14 protein-coding genes are annotated in these 18407 nt (G+C 32.7%); 10 read left to right on the top strand and 4 right to left on the bottom strand.

Features of this window, described 5'->3' with window-relative positions; all coding sequences use genetic code 11:
* Positions 1 to 23: 23 nt before the first annotated feature.
* Positions 24 to 947, bottom strand: coding sequence for a glycosyltransferase family 2 protein (locus PZB74_RS04145; protein ID WP_302241026.1), 924 nt, complete (start codon positions 945 to 947; stop codon positions 24 to 26).
* 601 nt (positions 948 to 1548) lie between these two features.
* Here PZB74_RS04145 and PZB74_RS04140 point away from each other — a divergent pair.
* The 8 genes from PZB74_RS04140 to PZB74_RS04105 all read left to right on the top strand — a co-directional run bounded on the left by PZB74_RS04140 (position 1549) and on the right by PZB74_RS04105 (position 12088).
* On the top strand, positions 1549 to 3906 hold the full coding sequence (locus PZB74_RS04140; protein ID WP_302241025.1) for a GumC family protein: 2358 nt from the start codon (positions 1549 to 1551) through the stop codon (positions 3904 to 3906).
* A 41-nt stretch (positions 3907 to 3947) separates the two neighbouring features.
* Positions 3948 to 5297, top strand: coding sequence for a flippase (locus tag PZB74_RS04135; RefSeq protein ID WP_302241023.1), 1350 nt, complete (start codon positions 3948 to 3950; stop codon positions 5295 to 5297).
* A gap of 45 nt (positions 5298 to 5342) precedes the next feature.
* Positions 5343 to 6266, top strand: a complete 924-nt coding sequence (locus tag PZB74_RS04130) for a sulfotransferase domain-containing protein (RefSeq protein WP_302241021.1) — start codon at positions 5343 to 5345, stop codon at positions 6264 to 6266.
* A complete protein-coding gene (locus tag PZB74_RS04125) occupies positions 6266 to 7171 on the top strand; it encodes a glycosyltransferase (protein WP_302241019.1) in 906 nt (301 codons plus the stop codon). Before PZB74_RS04130 ends, PZB74_RS04125 begins: the two co-directional genes overlap by 1 nt.
* Complete coding sequence (locus PZB74_RS04120) at positions 7155 to 8486, top strand: O-antigen ligase family protein (protein ID WP_302241017.1); 1332 nt, start codon at positions 7155 to 7157, stop codon at positions 8484 to 8486. Before PZB74_RS04125 ends, PZB74_RS04120 begins: the two co-directional genes overlap by 17 nt.
* Positions 8446 to 9729 (top strand): glycosyltransferase family 4 protein, encoded by a 1284-nt coding sequence (locus PZB74_RS04115; protein ID WP_302241016.1) that lies wholly within the window; start codon positions 8446 to 8448, stop codon positions 9727 to 9729. The genes PZB74_RS04120 and PZB74_RS04115 overlap by 41 nt, the downstream gene beginning before the upstream one ends.
* Complete coding sequence (locus PZB74_RS04110) at positions 9716 to 10507, top strand: glycosyltransferase family 2 protein (RefSeq protein WP_302241015.1); 792 nt, start codon at positions 9716 to 9718, stop codon at positions 10505 to 10507. The genes PZB74_RS04115 and PZB74_RS04110 overlap by 14 nt, the downstream gene beginning before the upstream one ends.
* A 327-nt stretch (positions 10508 to 10834) precedes the next feature.
* Positions 10835 to 12088, top strand: a complete 1254-nt coding sequence (locus PZB74_RS04105; protein ID WP_302241013.1) for a glycosyltransferase — start codon at positions 10835 to 10837, stop codon at positions 12086 to 12088.
* Here the strand turns inward: PZB74_RS04105 and PZB74_RS04100 are convergent.
* Positions 12085 to 13320, bottom strand: a complete 1236-nt coding sequence (locus tag PZB74_RS04100) for a glycosyltransferase (protein WP_302241011.1) — start codon at positions 13318 to 13320, stop codon at positions 12085 to 12087. The two genes, PZB74_RS04105 and PZB74_RS04100, sit on opposite strands and share 4 nt — an antisense overlap.
* Positions 13320 to 14429 (bottom strand): glycosyltransferase family 4 protein, encoded by a 1110-nt coding sequence (locus tag PZB74_RS04095; protein ID WP_302241009.1) that lies wholly within the window; start codon positions 14427 to 14429, stop codon positions 13320 to 13322. The genes PZB74_RS04100 and PZB74_RS04095 overlap by 1 nt, the downstream gene beginning before the upstream one ends.
* A gap of 678 nt (positions 14430 to 15107) precedes the next feature.
* Here PZB74_RS04095 and PZB74_RS04090 point away from each other — a divergent pair.
* Both PZB74_RS04090 and PZB74_RS04085 read left to right on the top strand, forming a co-directional pair.
* Positions 15108 to 16526 carry an exopolysaccharide biosynthesis polyprenyl glycosylphosphotransferase gene (locus PZB74_RS04090; protein WP_302241007.1) on the top strand — a complete coding sequence of 473 codons (1419 nt, stop codon included), beginning with the start codon at positions 15108 to 15110 and terminating at the stop codon, positions 16524 to 16526.
* Positions 16527 to 16564: 38 nt separating this feature from the next.
* On the top strand, positions 16565 to 17353 hold the full coding sequence (locus PZB74_RS04085) for a WecB/TagA/CpsF family glycosyltransferase (RefSeq protein ID WP_302241004.1): 789 nt from the start codon (positions 16565 to 16567) through the stop codon (positions 17351 to 17353).
* A gap of 29 nt (positions 17354 to 17382) precedes the next feature.
* Here the strand turns inward: PZB74_RS04085 and PZB74_RS04080 are convergent, their stop codons facing one another.
* On the bottom strand, positions 17383 to 18144 hold the full coding sequence (locus tag PZB74_RS04080) for an energy transducer TonB (RefSeq protein ID WP_302241002.1): 762 nt from the start codon (positions 18142 to 18144) through the stop codon (positions 17383 to 17385).
* Positions 18145 to 18407: the final 263 nt, after the last annotated feature.

Raw genomic sequence — 18407 nt, 5'->3', positions numbered from 1 at the left:
CTCTCTGAACTGCTAAGAGCAGATTAATTCAGCTTTAGCATTATCCATTCTTTGATTTTTGCATATGTCTTGACGTAATATATACAGATCAATAGTGTGACAAGTTTTACTTTTTGCCATATTGAAAGTTGATCTAAAATACTTGAAGATTTTACTTTCTTTATTGAGCTTGTTATTGCTAAAGGAAATGCAAGCAGCTCAAGTATGTACTTGAACAAACGAATATTTTTTGTCCTGTCATTTTGAAGCTTCGTATTATAGTTTCTATTTACTCTATAACTTTTTCTTATTATTTCTTTAATTGAGCTACGAGTAGGGTGTTTAACAATTGTATTACCTGAGAAGTGTTGTTTATAGCCAGCAAAAAATACTCTCCGCCCCCACTCATAATCGCCTCCAGAATACATGCTACTTGCAAACATGCCAACTTTGTGAAAAACCTCTGTTCTTGTAAACATATTTGCAGTGGCTGCAAAATGGTTGTGATTTACATAGTGTTTTTGAGGAAAGGCAAAGCTCAAATCGAAAATATCGCCTAAAGTTAGGTTTGTATTATTCGTAAATAGTTTGATGCTACCTCCAAGTAAGCCAATTTCAGGATGGATCGCTAATTTAGAAAGACCTGACTCAAGCCAATTTGTATCTGGTATGCAATCTGAATCAGTAAAAGCAAGAAATGGTCCCTTTGCAACACTCACTCCTTTATTTCTAGCTGCATATGATCCTTTGGCAGATTCAAATATGTATCGGGCGCCATATTCACCACAGAGACCTTCAATATTTTCAGTAGAGTTATTATCTACTACAATAACTTCATAATCAAATTGGGTATTATATATAACTTGATTCTTTAAAGCTTGTAAACACAGTTTAAGGCGGTAAGAGTCATTGAAGACAGGTATTATTACTGAAACAAACAATGAATTGTCATTATATAGCGGCTGCATAATCTAATCCAATAGCAAGAGTTAAAAAGTGGAATATTTGTAATTTTTAAATAAGAAAAAAATATAATCAGATAACATTATTTTTATCATTTATGTGATAAGTTCAAAAAAATATAAAAAAAAATTAAAGTAAGTTTTAAATATATTTACGATACTTTATTCTAAATAAGAAACAAAAGATAAATAGTTATAGGCTTAAAAATTTAATAATAAATTTACCGTTGTGTAGCAATGTTTATTATCATTTGCAAGAATTGTTTTGTAGGTTTGTATTTTATTTACTTAAAAGTAATAAGTATCAAAATTAGTTGAAATAAGTTTTTTGTCTAAAAAAATATGTAAGAAATGTTCAATTATATTAATTTTATTGTCATTAAGCCAAAATGAGATGATCATTTTTTATTAGTAAAAATACAAATAAAAAATTGCACTTAATGATTTTGAGGTTTTGGTCTTATTGGATGTAGAACCTTTTCTATAACATGCTCTTCATTCCATTTTAAAGAGTATTTTTTCAATATGCCGTGTTAGGTATTCAGTTATATTTCAAACTATATAAAGTTGCTTGTTCATTTAAGTTCAGCTACTCAAAAATTACAAAATGAAAAGAAACCTTCTAGAAGACAATCTTAACTTTAAGGTAATTATTCAAAGCTGTGTCAATAAGTGGTATTATTTTGTTATTTCTTTAATTGTTACTACTACTTTCGCTTTGGTATATCTAAAGACTACCTCTCCGGTATATGAAGTTGTTGCATCTGTTAAGTTAAGTGATAGACAAAGCCAACCTAAGTTAGAAGCTGAAACAGCTGCATTGGCATCTCTTGGTGGGACACCTGAAGTTGATGATGAAATAGGACTGTTATCTTCATTTTTTATGGTTGAAAAAGCTATTTCTCAATTAGATTTTACTACTAGTTATTTTCATGAACGAAGTTTCTTTGGCATAGATCATTCAGAAGAATTGTACAATAGAATAGGTGTTTATTTGGATTTTGCTAATGTACAACCTATTAATGTCCCTATTTATTTAACGAGAATTGATGAACAGCAACTTCAAGTACGGATAGATGCTGATGATGTGCAGCTTTACAATATGCTTGATGATAAGATGGAAGAAGAGGTTCTTGAAGAATTAGAGTTACTAAAAGTTATTAATATCAATGACACGTTAGAAAGTCAATTTGTGAAATTTGTAGTTGATAGTAAAAGTATTTCTCATATGGATGTAGGTGAGAATTATTATTTTATTATCCGTACAAAAGATGATGTTATAAAACATTACTATGAAAATTTAGAAGTCGTTAAACTTACTGAAGATTCTAATATTATTGAAGTTTCGACTTCAGGGTCAGTAATAGAAAAGGAGATAGACTTCATAAATACACTTATAAAGTCATATATAGACTTTGACTTGGCAACTAAGAATCAATATGGAGTTAAGACAATACAGTTTATCGATAATCAACTATCGGTCGTTTCTGACTCTCTTAAAACTGCTGAAAGCAATCTGCAAGAATATCGTACCACAAATAATGTCGTAGATATAGGCATGCAATCGGAGCGCCTTACTAAACGTTTAAGTGACTTAGAGGTGCAAGAAGAAAAATTAAGAATACAGTACGAGTATTATAAAAATATGGCTCAATATCTAAGCAACGATCCTAGCTTTGATAATGTAATTGCTCCTGCCTCTGTGGGTATAGACGACCCGCTATTAAGTAACTTAATAATTGAGCTATCACAGTTAAATAGAGAAAAAGTATCCATAGAGTATAGTTCAAATACAAACAATCCTGTTTTAAAGGTAATAAATAGAAAGATAGATAATGCAAGAGAGGCATTAAAAGAAAACGTGGACAATCAGATTAAGTCTACTCAATTAGCTCTTAGTGAAGTAAAGAGAAATATACAAACTATAGAGAGACAGTTTAATAAGCTCCCTCAAAGTGAAAGAAATTTAGTAGATATTCAAAGAAAGTTTACACTGAATAATAATGTTTATAATTATTTGCTACAAAAGAAAGCAGAAGCAGGTATTGCTATAGCAGCTAACGTAAGTGATAAAATGCTAATAGATGAGGCAAGAAAAATTAGCGATAAGCCTGTATCACCTAACCCTTTGAAAGCATTATTCTTGGCTGTTTTTTCTGGTTTATTTTTTCCGTTAGGTTTTATCCTAATAAAGGATATGTTTAATGAAAATGTTAGTAGTGTTGAAGACTTGCAAAGAGTTGCTAATGTTCCGGTGTTAGAAGTTATTCCTTTAGAAAAGAAAAAAAACAAAAAGCAATTTATCTCTAAAGACCCAGTTATTAGTGAAAGTTTTAAGTTTGCACGTTTACATTTGACTAGATTTTTTGAGGGAAATGAAGGCAAAATTATAGGAGTAACCTCATCCGAAGAAGGAGAAGGAAAGACTTATTGTACTGCACATTTAGGAACTTCGTTTGCTTTGTCTGGTAGAAAGACATTAATAGTGTCAAGTGACCTACATCGTCCTAAGCTCAATAATTATTTCAATGTAAAACCAGTTCCGGGTATATCTGATTATCTAGCAGATAAAGCAAATTTGCAGGAGGTTATTCAAAAGACACAAATTGCTGATTTGGAAATGTTAAGTCCAGGTAGTGTTAACTATACTGACCCCTCTGGGTTATTGGAGAGTAAAAAGTTTCATGACCTACTTAACTCTCTTAAACACAAGTATCAATATATTATTATTGATACTCCTCCTATTGGCTATATAGCAGACTATCTGTTCATGGAGCCTTTATTTGATGTAAACATATTGATTGCAAGACAAAAGCTCACTTCTATATCTGTATATCAGTCTACAGTTAAGATGCTCGAAAAAAGAGAAGTAAAGAATCTGTATGTAATTTACAACGGTGTAGGTACCTCTACAGACAATGACTATGGATACAGAAAAAACATAACCTCGTACCACAAAGTATGATAACTGCAATCCAGAGAAGCAAGAGAGTATGGCTTAAACTCATGAAAAGCGATATGCTGCAAAAAGTTTCTGCTAATATGTCTTGGTTGTTTTTTGAACGCTTGATAATGATGGCTGTTACATTAGCAGTAGGGGTGTATGTAGCTCGTTATTTAGGTCCTAAACTATATGGAATCTTAAACTTTGGTATCAGCTTTATAGCCCTTTTTATTGCTATTGCAAATTTAGGCCTACAAAATGTATTGGTTAAAGAGTTAGTAGAGCACAATGAGGAACATAACAGTTTTATGGGAAGTGCTTTTCTTATGAAACTAGGGGGGAGTTTGGTTTTACTCTTAATAGTGTTTTGTACTAGTCAATTAATGACATTAGATGCCGCTACAAAAATAGTAGTCTTAATTATTGGGTTGGGGATTGTGTTTAAGACATTTGATATAATAGGCTTCTTTTTTCAGTCTAAAGTACTTTCCAAATATGAGGCGATTGCTAGAACAACCTCATTGTTAAGTATTTCAGCTATCAAAGTAGCACTTATATGGCTTGAAGCACCTTTGGTATACTTTGCATTAGTATACATGATAGAGCATGCTATTACTTCAGTAGTACTTCTTTTCTTTTACAAAAAACAAGGCAATAGCCTTTTTAGATGGCAGTTCAGTAAGAAAAAAATTTTTTACTTATTAGAAGAATGTTGGCCTATTATTATTACAGGGTTAGTAGTATCAGTGCATATGAAAGTTGATCAAGTTATGATTAATCAGATGTTAGGAGATGAGGAAGTGGGATATTATGCTGCTGCAGCAAAAATTTCAGATGTATGGTACTTTATTCCTATTATTATTATGAGTTCTGTATTCCCTGTAATTGTTAAAACAAAAGCGCAATCTGAAAAAAGGTTTAAGGAGCAATTGCATATGCTCTACGATATAATGGTTATTCTTTCTTTAAGTGTAGCCATCCCTTTTTCTTTTCTATCAGACTGGTTCATTGAGTTACTTTATGGTCCAGAATACCTTATGACAGGTAAGGTGTTATCTATACATATATGGTCAGCGGTATTTGGTTTTTTAAATGTGGTTCGAGGGAAGTGGGCAGTAATTGAAAAACAGCAAAAATTTGGCGTCTTTATTCAGGGTAGTGGTGCATTTGTGAATGTTTTCTTAAACCTATTTTTAATACCTACATACGGCATAATTGGTGCCGCTATGGCAACTCTTATTACACTTGCACTAAACGTAGTTATTGCGCCACTTTTTATTAATAAACATTATAGAGGGCAAGTAAGACTAATTATTCAATCTCTTAACCTCTTTAGTCTTGTACCAAGAGTTATAAAGCAGATTAGAGTAATGTTTAAAGATACTGAAGACTATAGCGTAGCTAATCGTTGACGAGCTTGTTTTAGAACAAACTGAAGTAACAAAATTGTAAAAATTATGAGAATAGAGTTTGCAGTTATAGGAGGACAGAAATCAGGGTCTACTTACATTCAGAGTATATTAGCGGCTCACCCTCAGGTTTTTATGCCAGAGGGTGAAATCCCTTACTTTGAGGATCCTGATTATTTAGAAGGAGGGGTTCAAAAATTAAATGAACTCTTTAAAAACCAAAACAGTGATTTAGTTTGGGGAATTAAACGTCCTAATCTGCTCGGAAGCTCTCAATATGCATCAAGGTTAGCAAATGAAATAGGAAAAGCTAAACTAATAGTTATACTACGTAATCCAGTGGTGCGTCTTGTTTCAGCTTATTATCATTATATGAAAGATGGATTTTTACCTCCTTTGGAATTTTCTAAAGGAATAGAAAAAATACTAAACAAGGATAAAAGCGAATATGGGCGTAGCCCTGAAGTATTAGAGTTTGGTCTTTATTATAAGCATCTACAAGAGTATTTTAAATACTTCTCTAAAGACCAGATACTGATCCTTCTCTATGATGATTTAAAAAATGATAAATTTAAAATTATCAAAAAGGTCTATCAATTTATTGGAGTCGATGATTCGTTTAATCCTAATTCTGTAATTAATAAAACTCCACAAAAAGTAATTTACTCAATTAAGCGTCAAAGTTTTGTTAGAATAGCTAACAATTTAAAGTATAATTATAATTCGGACCGTACTAGATGTCATTATAAAGATCAATCTTTTGTAGAAGGTGTAACATGCAAATTAATAAAGGGAATAGATAAAGTTATACTTTCAAATTTATTCAAAAATGAGAAGCCTAAACTTAATAATCAGATCCACCAAAAACTATATGATTACTACAAAGCCGACATTGAAAATCTAGAAAAGCTGATTAATAAAGATTTAACTAAATGGAAATACCAATCCTCTAAAACCTTATTAGTCTCCTGATGGCTCCAATTGTCCTATTTGTATTTAAAAGACTAGACCATACATTGAAAGTTATTGAAGCTTTAAAAAACTGTATGGAGGCAAATGATAGTATTTTATACATATACTCAGATGCAGCTCGTACACCTGAAGAGAAGCCCGTTGTGGAAAAATTAAGGAGCTCCCTTAGGGAAATTGATGGTTTTAAAAAAGTTTATCTTATTGAGAGAGAATGTAATAGGGGCTTAGCATATAATATTATTCATGGAGTATCTGAAGTAATTAAAGAAGAAGGGAAAGTAATTGTTCTGGAGGACGATATTATTTGTAGTCCATATTTTTTACGGTACATGAATGACTGTTTGGATAAATACAAAGAATGTAAAGATATATTTTCAATAAGTGCTTATCACCCTATTGTAAAAAACCATAAGGGCACTAATATAGAAGTTTACAAAAACCCTAGAAATTCTTCATGGGGTTGGGGAACATGGAAAGATAGATGGGAAAAAGTAGATTGGGAAGTCTTGGACTTCAAAAATTTTATTGGAAATAAAAGAAAAAGAAAAGAATTTAATATTGGAGGTGAAGATCTAAGCTGGATGCTTTGGAAGCAAATGAAAGGTAAACTTGACTCTTGGTCAATACGCTTTACTTATGCACAATACAAAAACAAAGCATATACTATTTACCCGGTACAATCACTTGTTTCAAATATTGGATTTGATGGTAGTGGAAGCCATAGTGATGTAACTGATAAATATGCAGTAAACTTAAACGTTGACTCTAAAAAAGTTTCGCTACCAAATAAGCCTGAGGTATGTGAAACATTGCTATCAGAGTTCAAAACATACTACGACTTGACTTTTAAAAAGAAATTGAAAAAAGTCATATTAATGGACCTTTTAGATGGATGGAATAGATAATTCAAAGAGTAGTCAAAGTTTTAATATAGCTTACAAACTATTACTAATATTATTACTCACAAGGTTCTTTTTGCCTATAATACAGTCTAACGCTTTAGGTGAAGTTAGTTCAGAAGTTGGTATTGAAGGCTATATAAGGGTATTGTCTTTAGGGATATTAAGTATATTTCTACTTCACCAAATGAGTCGGTTTTCATTTATCTTTACTTATGAAAAAGGGATTAGTTTGATTGCTATTGCCTTTGTTATATTGGTAGGAGTACAGTTTTTTATATTAGGTGATAAAAGCTTCAACTTACAGGGTGCTGTAAAGTATTTTTTCTATTTTTCGTTCATTATAGTATCTTTGTTTAGTGCAATTAATCATCCTGAGCATACTATAAATACAATAGTAAAAATATCGCTAATACTTTTTGTAACAGTACTTATTTTTTATCCTTATTTAATTATAGAGTCAGGTATTGATCCTGTGTCTGCACTTTTATACAATGAGCATCGCTTACATTTTTTATTACATGCTTCAAATGAAGATGCGCACTTCATGACAACTTTTTTTCTATTGGCCTTATATAAAGTACGTAAATACCCTGTTTGGATTCTAATACTTAGTATTCTTTTTATTGTAGCATTAATTTACAATGGTACGCGCTCAGCTTTTATAATTGCACTCATATTACCAATATTGTACTTTATCCTCTATAAAAGAAGGTTTATACTATCAACAATAATTGCTGGCGTTATTTTCATAGTAAGCTTTTCGTATGTATCTGAATATATAGAAGTCAAATTTGAAGAAGATTTAAGAGTATTCGAACAGTCAGAAAAAGTACTCTCGGGTAAAGAAGTAGGAGGGTCATTTTCATACCGTATAGCACATTTATGGATTCCAATGTTAACATATACTACTCAAGAATCTCCTATAATTGGTAATGGTAGTAACGGTTGGGATATAGTTGCAGTAAACATCCTAAACAATAAAAAAATAGAATCTCCTCACAATACATTTGTTTGGGCTTATGTAAATTGGGGCATTATTGGTGTAATCGGAATTACGTTACTACTATCTATTCCTTTCTTTTCCTTGATAAAGTTATATATGCGTAGCAATGGAGGAAAATATCAGTCTCTCATAATTATTTTAATTTGTACATGGATTGAATTCTTCGTTTGGTCAATGATTGCGAATGCATATACTGTACATGGATGGGTAGTATTGTCTTTATTGATTGTTTTATCAGTAGCAGTGAAGTATGCTGTCTACAACACTTTTGATCATGAAAAAGAATCTCAAAGTCTTAATTATAAGTACTCGTGACAAGGTTGGCGGAGCTGCAAAAGCTGCTTATCGGTTGCACCAAAGTTTTTTAAGCAGTGGCATAGATTCCTATATGCTAGTTTTGTCAAAGACTACTACTGAAGATAGGATATTAGGACCCGAAGGAATAAAAGATACAATACTTTCAAAAGTTACACCTAGTTTAAATAGTCTTTATCTTAATTATATAAGTAGAAAAAAAAGCAGAAGAGTTTTTTCTACAACATATTCGTTGTACTCTATTAGCCAAAAAATTAAAAAAATAGATCCAGACATAGTTAATTTTCATTGGGTAGGTGATGGTTTTTTTTCTATGAATCAACTTAAAAATATAAACTATCCAATTTTTTGGACTCTTCACGATATGTGGCCTTTTACGGGAGGATGTCATTATGCTATGGAATGCGAAAATTATCAAAGTAAGTGTGGTAAATGTCCAGCTTTAAGTTCTAATAAAGCTCATGATTTAAGTAGCACTTTGTTTGAGCATAAGCAAAACTCTTATGGAAAATGCAACATAACAGTAGTTGCACTTAGTAATTGGCTAGCAGAATGTGCTAGAAAAAGTGCCCTGTTCAATAAAAATGATATTGTTGTGCTTCCAAACCCAATCAATACGCATATATACAAACCGTTAGATAAAACAAGCGCGCGAAAATTATTAAATTTACCTGTAGAGGGTAGACTTGTGCTCTTTGGAGCTATGAATCAGAGTAGTCCGATAAAAGGTTTTAACAAACTTGTGGAAGCAGTAGGAGCATTGCCAAAAGGCAAACTAGAGCTAGTCATATTGGGTGCTTCTCAACCTCAAGAGATATTTGAAGCAAAACATAAAGTACACTATTTAGGAAGGCTGGTAGATGACATATCGCTTGTTGCAGCTTACTCTGCTGCGGATGTTGTTGTAGTTCCTTCAATTTATGAAAACCTTTCAAATGTTATAATGGAGTCATTAGCCTGCGGTACCCCTGTAGCAGCTTTTGATATTGGAGGAAACAGCGACTTAATTACACATGAAGAAAATGGTTATCTAGCTAAGCCCTATGATACCAAAGATTTAGCACAAGGTATAAATTGGATTATTGAAAAAGATGAAAGGAGACTTTCATTACAAACAAATTCTAGAAATAGTGTACTAAAAAAGTATAACTCGAAATTTGTTGCAGAAGCCTACATTTCACTGTTTCAAAAAAAATTAGACCTAAGTACCCTAACCCGCTTTACCGAAAATGAAACCTATTAAAATATCCATTGTCACCCCATCTTTTAATCAAGGTAAGTTTATAGAAGATGCTATCAAAAGTGTTAAAAATCAGAATTATGAAAACTTTGAGCATATAATAGTAGATAATTGTTCAAGTGATGAGACCTCTGAAATTCTTAAAAGATACCCTCATCTTAAAATAATCTCAGAACCAGATGAGGGGCAAAGTGATGCTTTAAACAAAGGCTTTAAGTTGGCCACTGGAGGAATAATAGGATGGTTAAATGCTGATGATTTTTATTACCCCAATACTTTTCAGGTTGTAAATCAACAATTTAGTAATACCAATGCCGATGCAATCTATTCTAATGTTAAGTTTATTAATTCTTCAGGTGATGTTATTAGAACACTAAGGTCTCACTATCCAGTAAAATGGTTAGGATTCTTTATAACCTTTATTCAGTCCACCTCATTCTTTTTCAAGAAAGAGATTATTGACGACGGTAATTTGATTGACAAAGATTTACATTTATGTATGGATAGGGACTTCTTTTTAAGGTTGCTGTATAAACCCTATAAATTTAAGTTTGTTAATGATTGTTTTGCAGCTTTTAGATGGCATGACACTAACAAATCCATTTCTGGAGATCATATCAATATAGGGGCAAAGGAATATTTTTACATTATCAATAAGAACACAGGATTTAAACTTAAATCTACACCAAGTAACATACTTTTTTATCGTTTAATAGTATTAACAATAGCTAAACCAGTGCGTAGGATGTTAAAAATAGCTGGAATGTTCAAAAGTAATTAGCTCAGATACATATTAAATCAATATTTACACTCTAGAAAAAATATAATGAATCAAAGTTTTGATATTCAATATATATTTTTTTGTTTTTTTGTTAAGATAAATAAAATCAAATAGACTGTTTTTAAACTTGTTTTTAAAAGAATGTTATATGTGAATATTATAACTTTTCATTATACTTAAAACTATTTGATGACATAATTAATTATTACTATTTTGTGCTGATTGTGTTACTAATAAAATGAAATGGAGAAGATAAACAGTGATATATTTATATATTCATTTTTCTCAAGTGGTATTAGCCCAATTTTTTAAGCTAAAATTATTATAATGAAGATACTATTGTCAGCATATTCATGTGCGCCTGATTCTGGAAGTGAACCAGGGTGTGGGTGGAACTGGGCCATAGAGTTAGCAAAAGAAGGTAATACAGTCTATTGTTTAACAGCCAGTAACAACAAAAGCAAAATTGAAAAAAAAATGCTTTCGTTGAAAATTAGGAATCTACATTTTATATACATATTTCTCCCTAGGTGGGTGGAGTCAACAAAAACGTTAAATATCTTTCCACTTTCTTACTTTCATTATATCCTTTGGCAGCTATATGCCTATAGAATGGCTGTTCAAATGCACAAAAATATAGTTTTTGATATAGTACATCATGTTACATTTGGATCTTTGCAATTAGGATCATTCATGTGGAAGCTTCCTATTCCTTTTGTCTTTGGCCCAGTAGGGGGAGGGGAAAAGATACCAGCAGAGCTTAAAAAGTTTTCTACAGTTGGATTCTTTAGAGAATCATTAAGAAAGTTAACTAGCTTTTTCATTATGAATGTACTTAGAAATACAAAAGCAGCATCTGAAGCATCCTTATTGTTAACTACTAGCTGTGATACTGCAGACTTAGCAAAAAGTCTTGGTGCAGAAAATGTCAAGCTTTTTTTAGATTGTGGAATATCAGAAGATTTTATGCCTAAAGCCTATTCAAAGAATAAAGAAAGTCAAGAAATTCAGGTCTTGTGGGTGGGGAAATTTTTACCACAAAAAGGCTTATCTTTGGTTTTGGAAGTATTTAATAACCTAAAAGAATATGAAAATATTAAACTTACTATTGTAGGTGATGGTCCTATGAGACCCGACTACGAAAATTTTGTAAGAACGAATAATTTAAGTGAGAAAGTCTCATTTGTAGGGATGATATCATATGGTGCCCTAAAGAACTATTATTTGAATTATGACATACTTATCTTTTGTCCCTTAAGGAATGCTTTTGGTATTCAATTGTTAGAAGCAATGGCATGTGGTCTACCAGTTATTACACTTGATCAGCACGGTGCAGGTACTCTGATTCCAGAAGGAGTTTGTATAAAAGTAAATCCTAAAGAAGATAACTTAATTCTTAAGTTAAAGGAAAACATTGTTAATCTAGCTGTAGATAAAAAGTATAGACAGCTTCTGTCACTGAGGGGTAGAAATTTTGCAGAAAAGAACACATGGAGAAAAAAAGTAGAATTTATATCTAACGAATATGAAATGTTACTTTTAAATAAGAATATAAGAAAGAAACATGTAACATCACATTAGGACAATGCTTTTGTCAGAATATCATTACTATAGATATTCTCTACAGTTGTATTAATTAAAAATCGTTTTGCATAATTATTTGTATTTTTTTTAAGCTTATTAATAGTTCTCTTATCTTTAATGAGATGGTGTAGTTCCTGATAAAGCTCTTGTATAACTTGGGATTTATTTTTTCCTTTAGTAGAAATAATGCGTCCACATTTGTTATTTACTACCTGGGAAGGACCACCTAGATCTAAGCAAATTACTGGGAGATTATATGCTAAAGCCTCAATAACTACATTTCCTCCAGCTTCCCTCATGCTAGGAAATACCATCATATCAAAGGTTGAATACAATTCAAATAACTCATTTTGAGGAATACTATTGACCCATTTTATATTTGCTGTTAAACCAAGGCTTTTTGACTTATCAGTAAGCCATTCTTTATCTTTACCGTTACCTATTATTGTAAGCTCTGATAAGGGAAAATCCTTTATAATTTCAGCAAAGGCTTCAAATACAAGATGAAGCCCCTTCCAATAAACTAATCTTCCTGTAAAAAGCAATTTGACCCCATGTTTCTTACAATTTGATTTTACATGAGAGGCATTAGATACATAATTAAGTCCCATTTCAGTACTAACGATACATTTTTTGTGAAACTTATTTGGTACTCTGTTTAGAGTTTCTTGCGTTTTACAAACAATCAAGGTGCTTTTCCAGTATGTTAACCATAATAATGGATTTACTGTTGAAAGGGTGTTATTTATATCTCGTAATATATCTAATAAGTGATGACGCAACTTAATACCATATCTTAATTTAATAGGGAACTTTTCACCTCCACCCACTGGACCAAAAATAAAAGGAATGTTTAAGAGGACTAATAGAGAGGGTACTCGGAATACACCATATGTCAAGTGATGAATAAGTTGTATGTTGTGGTCTTTAACCCAATTTTTAGCATGAAAGAACATTCCTACCTGCCAGAAAAAGTAGAAAAAATAAATTGTAAAGGAGCGAGGATCTCGGAAACCGAACCATGAAGGCAAATCATAGTAAAAGAAAGTAATATTAGCTGTAGAGTGTGGGTGTTTATCTGTCCACTCTTTGATACTTAATCTGTTTTCAGTGCGAGTGACTAAGTATACATTGTGTTTTTTAGATAACTCACAAGCAAAATTCCACCCTACTCCAGGTTCACTCCCCCGATTTGGCATGCATGCAAAAGCAGATAAAAGAATATTCATTATTGACTTTCAACACTAAGTATTTCTTCAATATCGGACAAAAAGCGTGTGAGCTTAAACTTTTTTAAGTAACGTTCTCTTCCAGCATTTCCAAAATGTAATCTTGTAGATGGAGAATGGATTAAGTGTGATAGTTTCAAAGCTAATAAATTAGCATCTTTGGGAGGAACAAGCCAACCAGTATTGCCATCATCAATAATATCGGGAATACCTCTCCAATTAGTTACTACTGTTGGCAAACTAAACATCATTGCTTCAACAACTACATTTGGTAATGCTTCTGACTCATAGTGTGTTGGAAAACAAAAAATATCAGCTTTTATGAATTGTTGCCATTTAGGTTCACCGTGAAGCATCCCTTCCCATTTAACTATATGATCAAGGTTGTTTTTGTGGCAATAATCTTGAACTTCTTTCTCAAAGCTTTGAGTTGAAAAGGATCCGACAAAATGGACTTTTATTCTCTCATTCTTAATTTTATTCACAGCTTCCAGTAAAACTTTTACGCCTTTACTTTCACTAAGCATACCCACAAAAAGTATGTGAATAATATCGTCATTGTCATTGTTTTTCTGTCTTAACTCTAAACGTGTCTCTCCTTCGTCTTCTAAGCCATTTGGAAGAATATATATTTTTTTTGCAGAAAAATATGCTCCATCTGGAGGGTTCAATGATGAAAGTTGTATAGCTGCTTTTGGCTTGTTGTAAACATATTTAGCAATTCTTTTAATTAGTAGATTTTGGGTGTCTACATAATTGGATAATCCTGCAGCTCTAAAGTGAAATATAACTGCTGGGTAAAAAAGGCGCAGAACCCCTAAAATCCCAAAATCCCTTAAGATAGGGGTTCTCGCTGGGCCAGCAGGCATGTAGTATAATGTCTTTACTCCGTATCTAAATCTTATAAATAGCCCTTTAACTATAACCTCGACCATATGAAATACCTTTGAGAGTCCTGCTTTTCCGACATCGCTAATGTTTTTTGAAAAAGATAGTCTGATAAAATAAATCTTAATATTAGGTAAGTTAGCTTTGATAAGTCGCTCTGTCATTAGGGCCTGTCCATGATAAGGGGGAGGAGTTTGACCAATCACCAAAATTTTTTTCATGTGGCGAAAATAAATGAGAATAATTAAAAATCTGAATGTTAAGCAACTAATGTAATTGGGAAAAATTAATCAACTCTTAGCCCTAAATAGTTTTGTTTTAATTACTGTCTGTAATTTCTAAAAAAAAAATCATAGTGTAAGTTAGAAATAGATTAGTTCTAAGATTACAGTTAATGTAATATTTTAAAGAACAAACAAAAAAAACATAAATAATACTGAAATAAAAAAGGTGAGTTTAACAGAATTTATATTATTGCCACTTTACAAATGAATAGGAAAAAAATATTCATTTGTTTTTTTAATAATATTATAATACATAACAATTTGAAATTAAATGATTGAATAGTAATATTGTAATGAAAAAAGAGTATTTTTGTGCAAATCATAGTACTTGTCATAGAACAAGTATATTTTGTGTTTGTATAAGGAAAACATATTGCTAAATGTTTTTGTCAGAACCTGATAAGAATAGTTAAAGTACACATTTAGCTTAATTATAGTTTGAGGTTGAGATTCAGCTTTTTTTTCAAGCATGTTAAAAATTAATGTTTGAGCTGTTGTTCAAACTACAGAGTAAATACACGTACTGCTACAACGACCATTGCTAAGATTTAATAACGTGATTGTTATTCAATTTTTCTTAGATACTTTTTTGCTGTCAAACTAACCAAACTAAGCATGAAAATGCAGAGCCACTATCATAACCTTAAAAAGTTTCAGTATTCGACCGCCCTTCCTTTATTTCTAATGTTAACTGATGCTTTCGTTATTTATTGTGTAACTAAAGGTTGGTATCAATTAGATGCTGAATTGTCATCATCGTTTGCGGGGACACAAAACATTGTATTTGTGCTTCTTTCCTTAAGTTGGGTTATTTCAGGTTTGATTGCGTCTACGTATCAGGTAGAACACCTGGGAACGTTTGAAAAAATATATTACTACTCTGCAAATACAGGGCTCCTGTATGCTATTCTGCTGTTTAGTCTAAAGTTTACACAGGTGTTACCCTCTTTTTCGTGGGTATATTTGGGATTGTTATTTCTTAGTACGGGTGGGGCTGTAGTTCTAGGCCGTAGCATTATGCTGCATGTGTATCGCTATTACAGAAATCTACCATTCAATAAAAAGCCATGCATCGTTATTGGTACCAATCCTACAGCAATCAACCTGTATCGTTATTTTCAAAACAATAGTCTTCCCCAAAGTTTTCAAGGTTTTTTTGATGACCAATATCCCGAAAATCAGAAAGCAAAAGACTGGTATCTGGGTAGTCTGGAAGATGTTCAAGCTTATTGTCTGGAAAAAGGAATCAAAGAAATCTACTATACCAAACCTAACAACAAGATTTATTTGAATGAACTTCAGGACTTTGCGGAAAAGCATTTTATCTATTTAGGCATAGTGCCTGATCTTGATAGCGATGAAAAGAGAAAAATTGATGCCCAGCTATTTGATGATGGTAAAATTCCAGTAATCTCTTTTAGAAATACACCGCTAAGGCTTATTGTTAATGCCCAGATTAAGAGACTTTTTGATATCGTATTTTCATTTTTGGTGCTATTTATTCTTTCTGCCAGCGTATTTCCTGTTATAGCGCTATTGATAAAGATAAGTTCGCCAGGGCCAGTGTTCTTTAGACAGTTAAGACCCGGGCGTAACAACCGCTTGTTCTGGTGCTATAAATTCAGAACGATGAAAGTCAACAATCAATCTGAAACTCAGGCTACCAAAAATGATACTCGTATTACACGTATCGGTGCTTTTCTTCGCAAAACCAGTCTGGATGAACTGCCACAGTTTTACAATGTGCTGATTGGAGATATGTCAGTAGTTGGGCCACGCCCAAATATGCAGAATCAGCTTGTCTACTATTCGGAGCATATACCCGAGTACCCAATCCGTCATACAATTTCTCCGGGAATAACAGGCTATGCCCAGGTAAGCGGCTATCGGGGTGAAACAAAAGAACTATATCTGATGCAAAAAAGGGTTGAGTACGATCTGGAATACATGCAAAACTGGAGTTTGAGTCTAGATATTAAAATCATTGGGCTTACTGTTTGGAATATTATTAAAGGCGAAGAAACAGCCTACTAAATAGTTCTAGCTAGACATCTATTATTTACATTTTATCTATGATCAGAAGTAGTACGCAGGAAATCGTTCCTCTTCAAAAGAAAAAACTTATTGACTGTGAAGTAAGTACTGGCAGCTATCAACAGATATTGTCTAAAATAATAGAACTGGCACAAGCTAAAGTATCATCATATGTCTGTTTTGCCAATGTTCATATGTTGTCAGAGGCAAACTGGAATTTAGGTTTCAGAAACATTGTAAATCAGGCTGATATTGTAAGCCCTGACGGTAAGCCACTATCTGTACTTATGCGCTATCAGTACGGAATGCCTCAAGAAAGAGCTTGCGGAATGGACCTGTTTCCTGATATTCTTCAGCAGGCAGATGAAAAAGGTTTAACGGTCTTCTTATATGGAAGTACTGATGATTTACTTCAAACTATTATAACAAAGGCTGAGCAGCAGTACAGCAACAAAGTAATTGCAGGTGCCTATGCCCCCCCTTTTCGTCCGCTAAGTACGGAAGAGGATAGTGAAGTTGTACGTATGATCAATAACTCTGGGGCGGATCTGGTTTTCGTTTCTTTGGGATGTCCAAAGCAGGAGACCTGGATGTATGAGCATAAAGGTAAAATTAATGCTTGCATGTTAGGATTAGGACAGGCATTTAGAACATATGCTGGTGTAGAAAAAAGATTGCCAAAATGGGCAAGAGACTATGCTTTAGAGTGGTTGTATAGGCTTACTTTAGAGCCTAAAAGATTATGGAAAAGATACCTGATTGGTAATAGTTGGTTTGTTTGGAAGTCTTTTAAAAGCATTCTGAAATACAGGTTGCAAAAACAGTAGTCAGCGTACTACGTGTTTATCTTTCTCCATTAAGGAAACATAACGAAGTCAATGGGTAATACCATAACAGAATTAACAGCTTTTCCGTCTTGTTTTCCTGCTTCCCATCGGATTAACATTTTGCTCAATGACTTTTTTATATGCATTTCAAAATCTAAGTCAACTTCATTTAGTACGGTTGGGTCCTCCAGTTTTCCTTTTTGAGTAATTGTAAACATAATTAATACTCTTGCTTCTCGCCCTTTTTTTGCTGCGCTAGGTGGGTATCGTAAAGAAGAATATAACTTAGAATACCATCGGTTGTATCCTTTTCTAGGTTTGGGAGGAGTCTTAAGGGCTAATCCATAAGGAAGTAAATGTTGATCAGGGATTTCAAAAAGGTGTGATGGTAAGTCATCATCGTGAAAGATTTCTATAGCCTGATCTGTCTTATCATAAGTATTTGTTTTAACAATAGCAGCGAGTACTAAGCTTTCAGCATAGTTTTTATAATCAAGTGTATCTGCCAGAAAGGGTAAGTATGCTGACTGAACTAGTAAATGCGGATGGAGGAAAAACTCAGAAGTCTCTTTAGGGTCCTCATCTCCAGTGTTAATAATCAGTCTATCGCAAGAAACATTTAAAGTTTCAAGTGCGTCTTTTTCTCTGGTTATTTCTACTACTTTACTTTGATGACGTTTATCTAAAGCATACCATGCTACAGTTGTAGTTCCAGGATATTTAGTGTAGAAGGTCTGAGTTTTACTATCAAATAAGGTAGTATACAGTATTTTTTCGTTATAACGAATCACTTTTCTGCTAACACTACCATTTGTGTAAAAATCTATAAAATTACCCTGTGCTTTGTCTAGTATATCGGGGCGATACCCACCCTTTTTATATCATAGTGTGTCTTATAGCGTACTACCCCTTTAAATACTTGTGCTGATACAAAAGTAAGTGATAGGGCGAGGAGGCAGGGCACAATTACTAGAATCTTTGTCATTTGTTGTAAAGATCAAAGTAGCTTTGCAACTATAAAAGTCTGTTTATTGAAAAAACAAACGAGGTCCTG

The organism is Porifericola rhodea, assembly GCF_030506305.1.
In the GTDB taxonomy this organism is placed as follows: Bacteria; Bacteroidota; Bacteroidia; order Cytophagales; family Cyclobacteriaceae; genus Catalinimonas; species Catalinimonas rhodea.
Note: the sequence above shows the minus strand (reverse complement) of the source record. Positions and strands in the feature narration are given on the sequence as shown.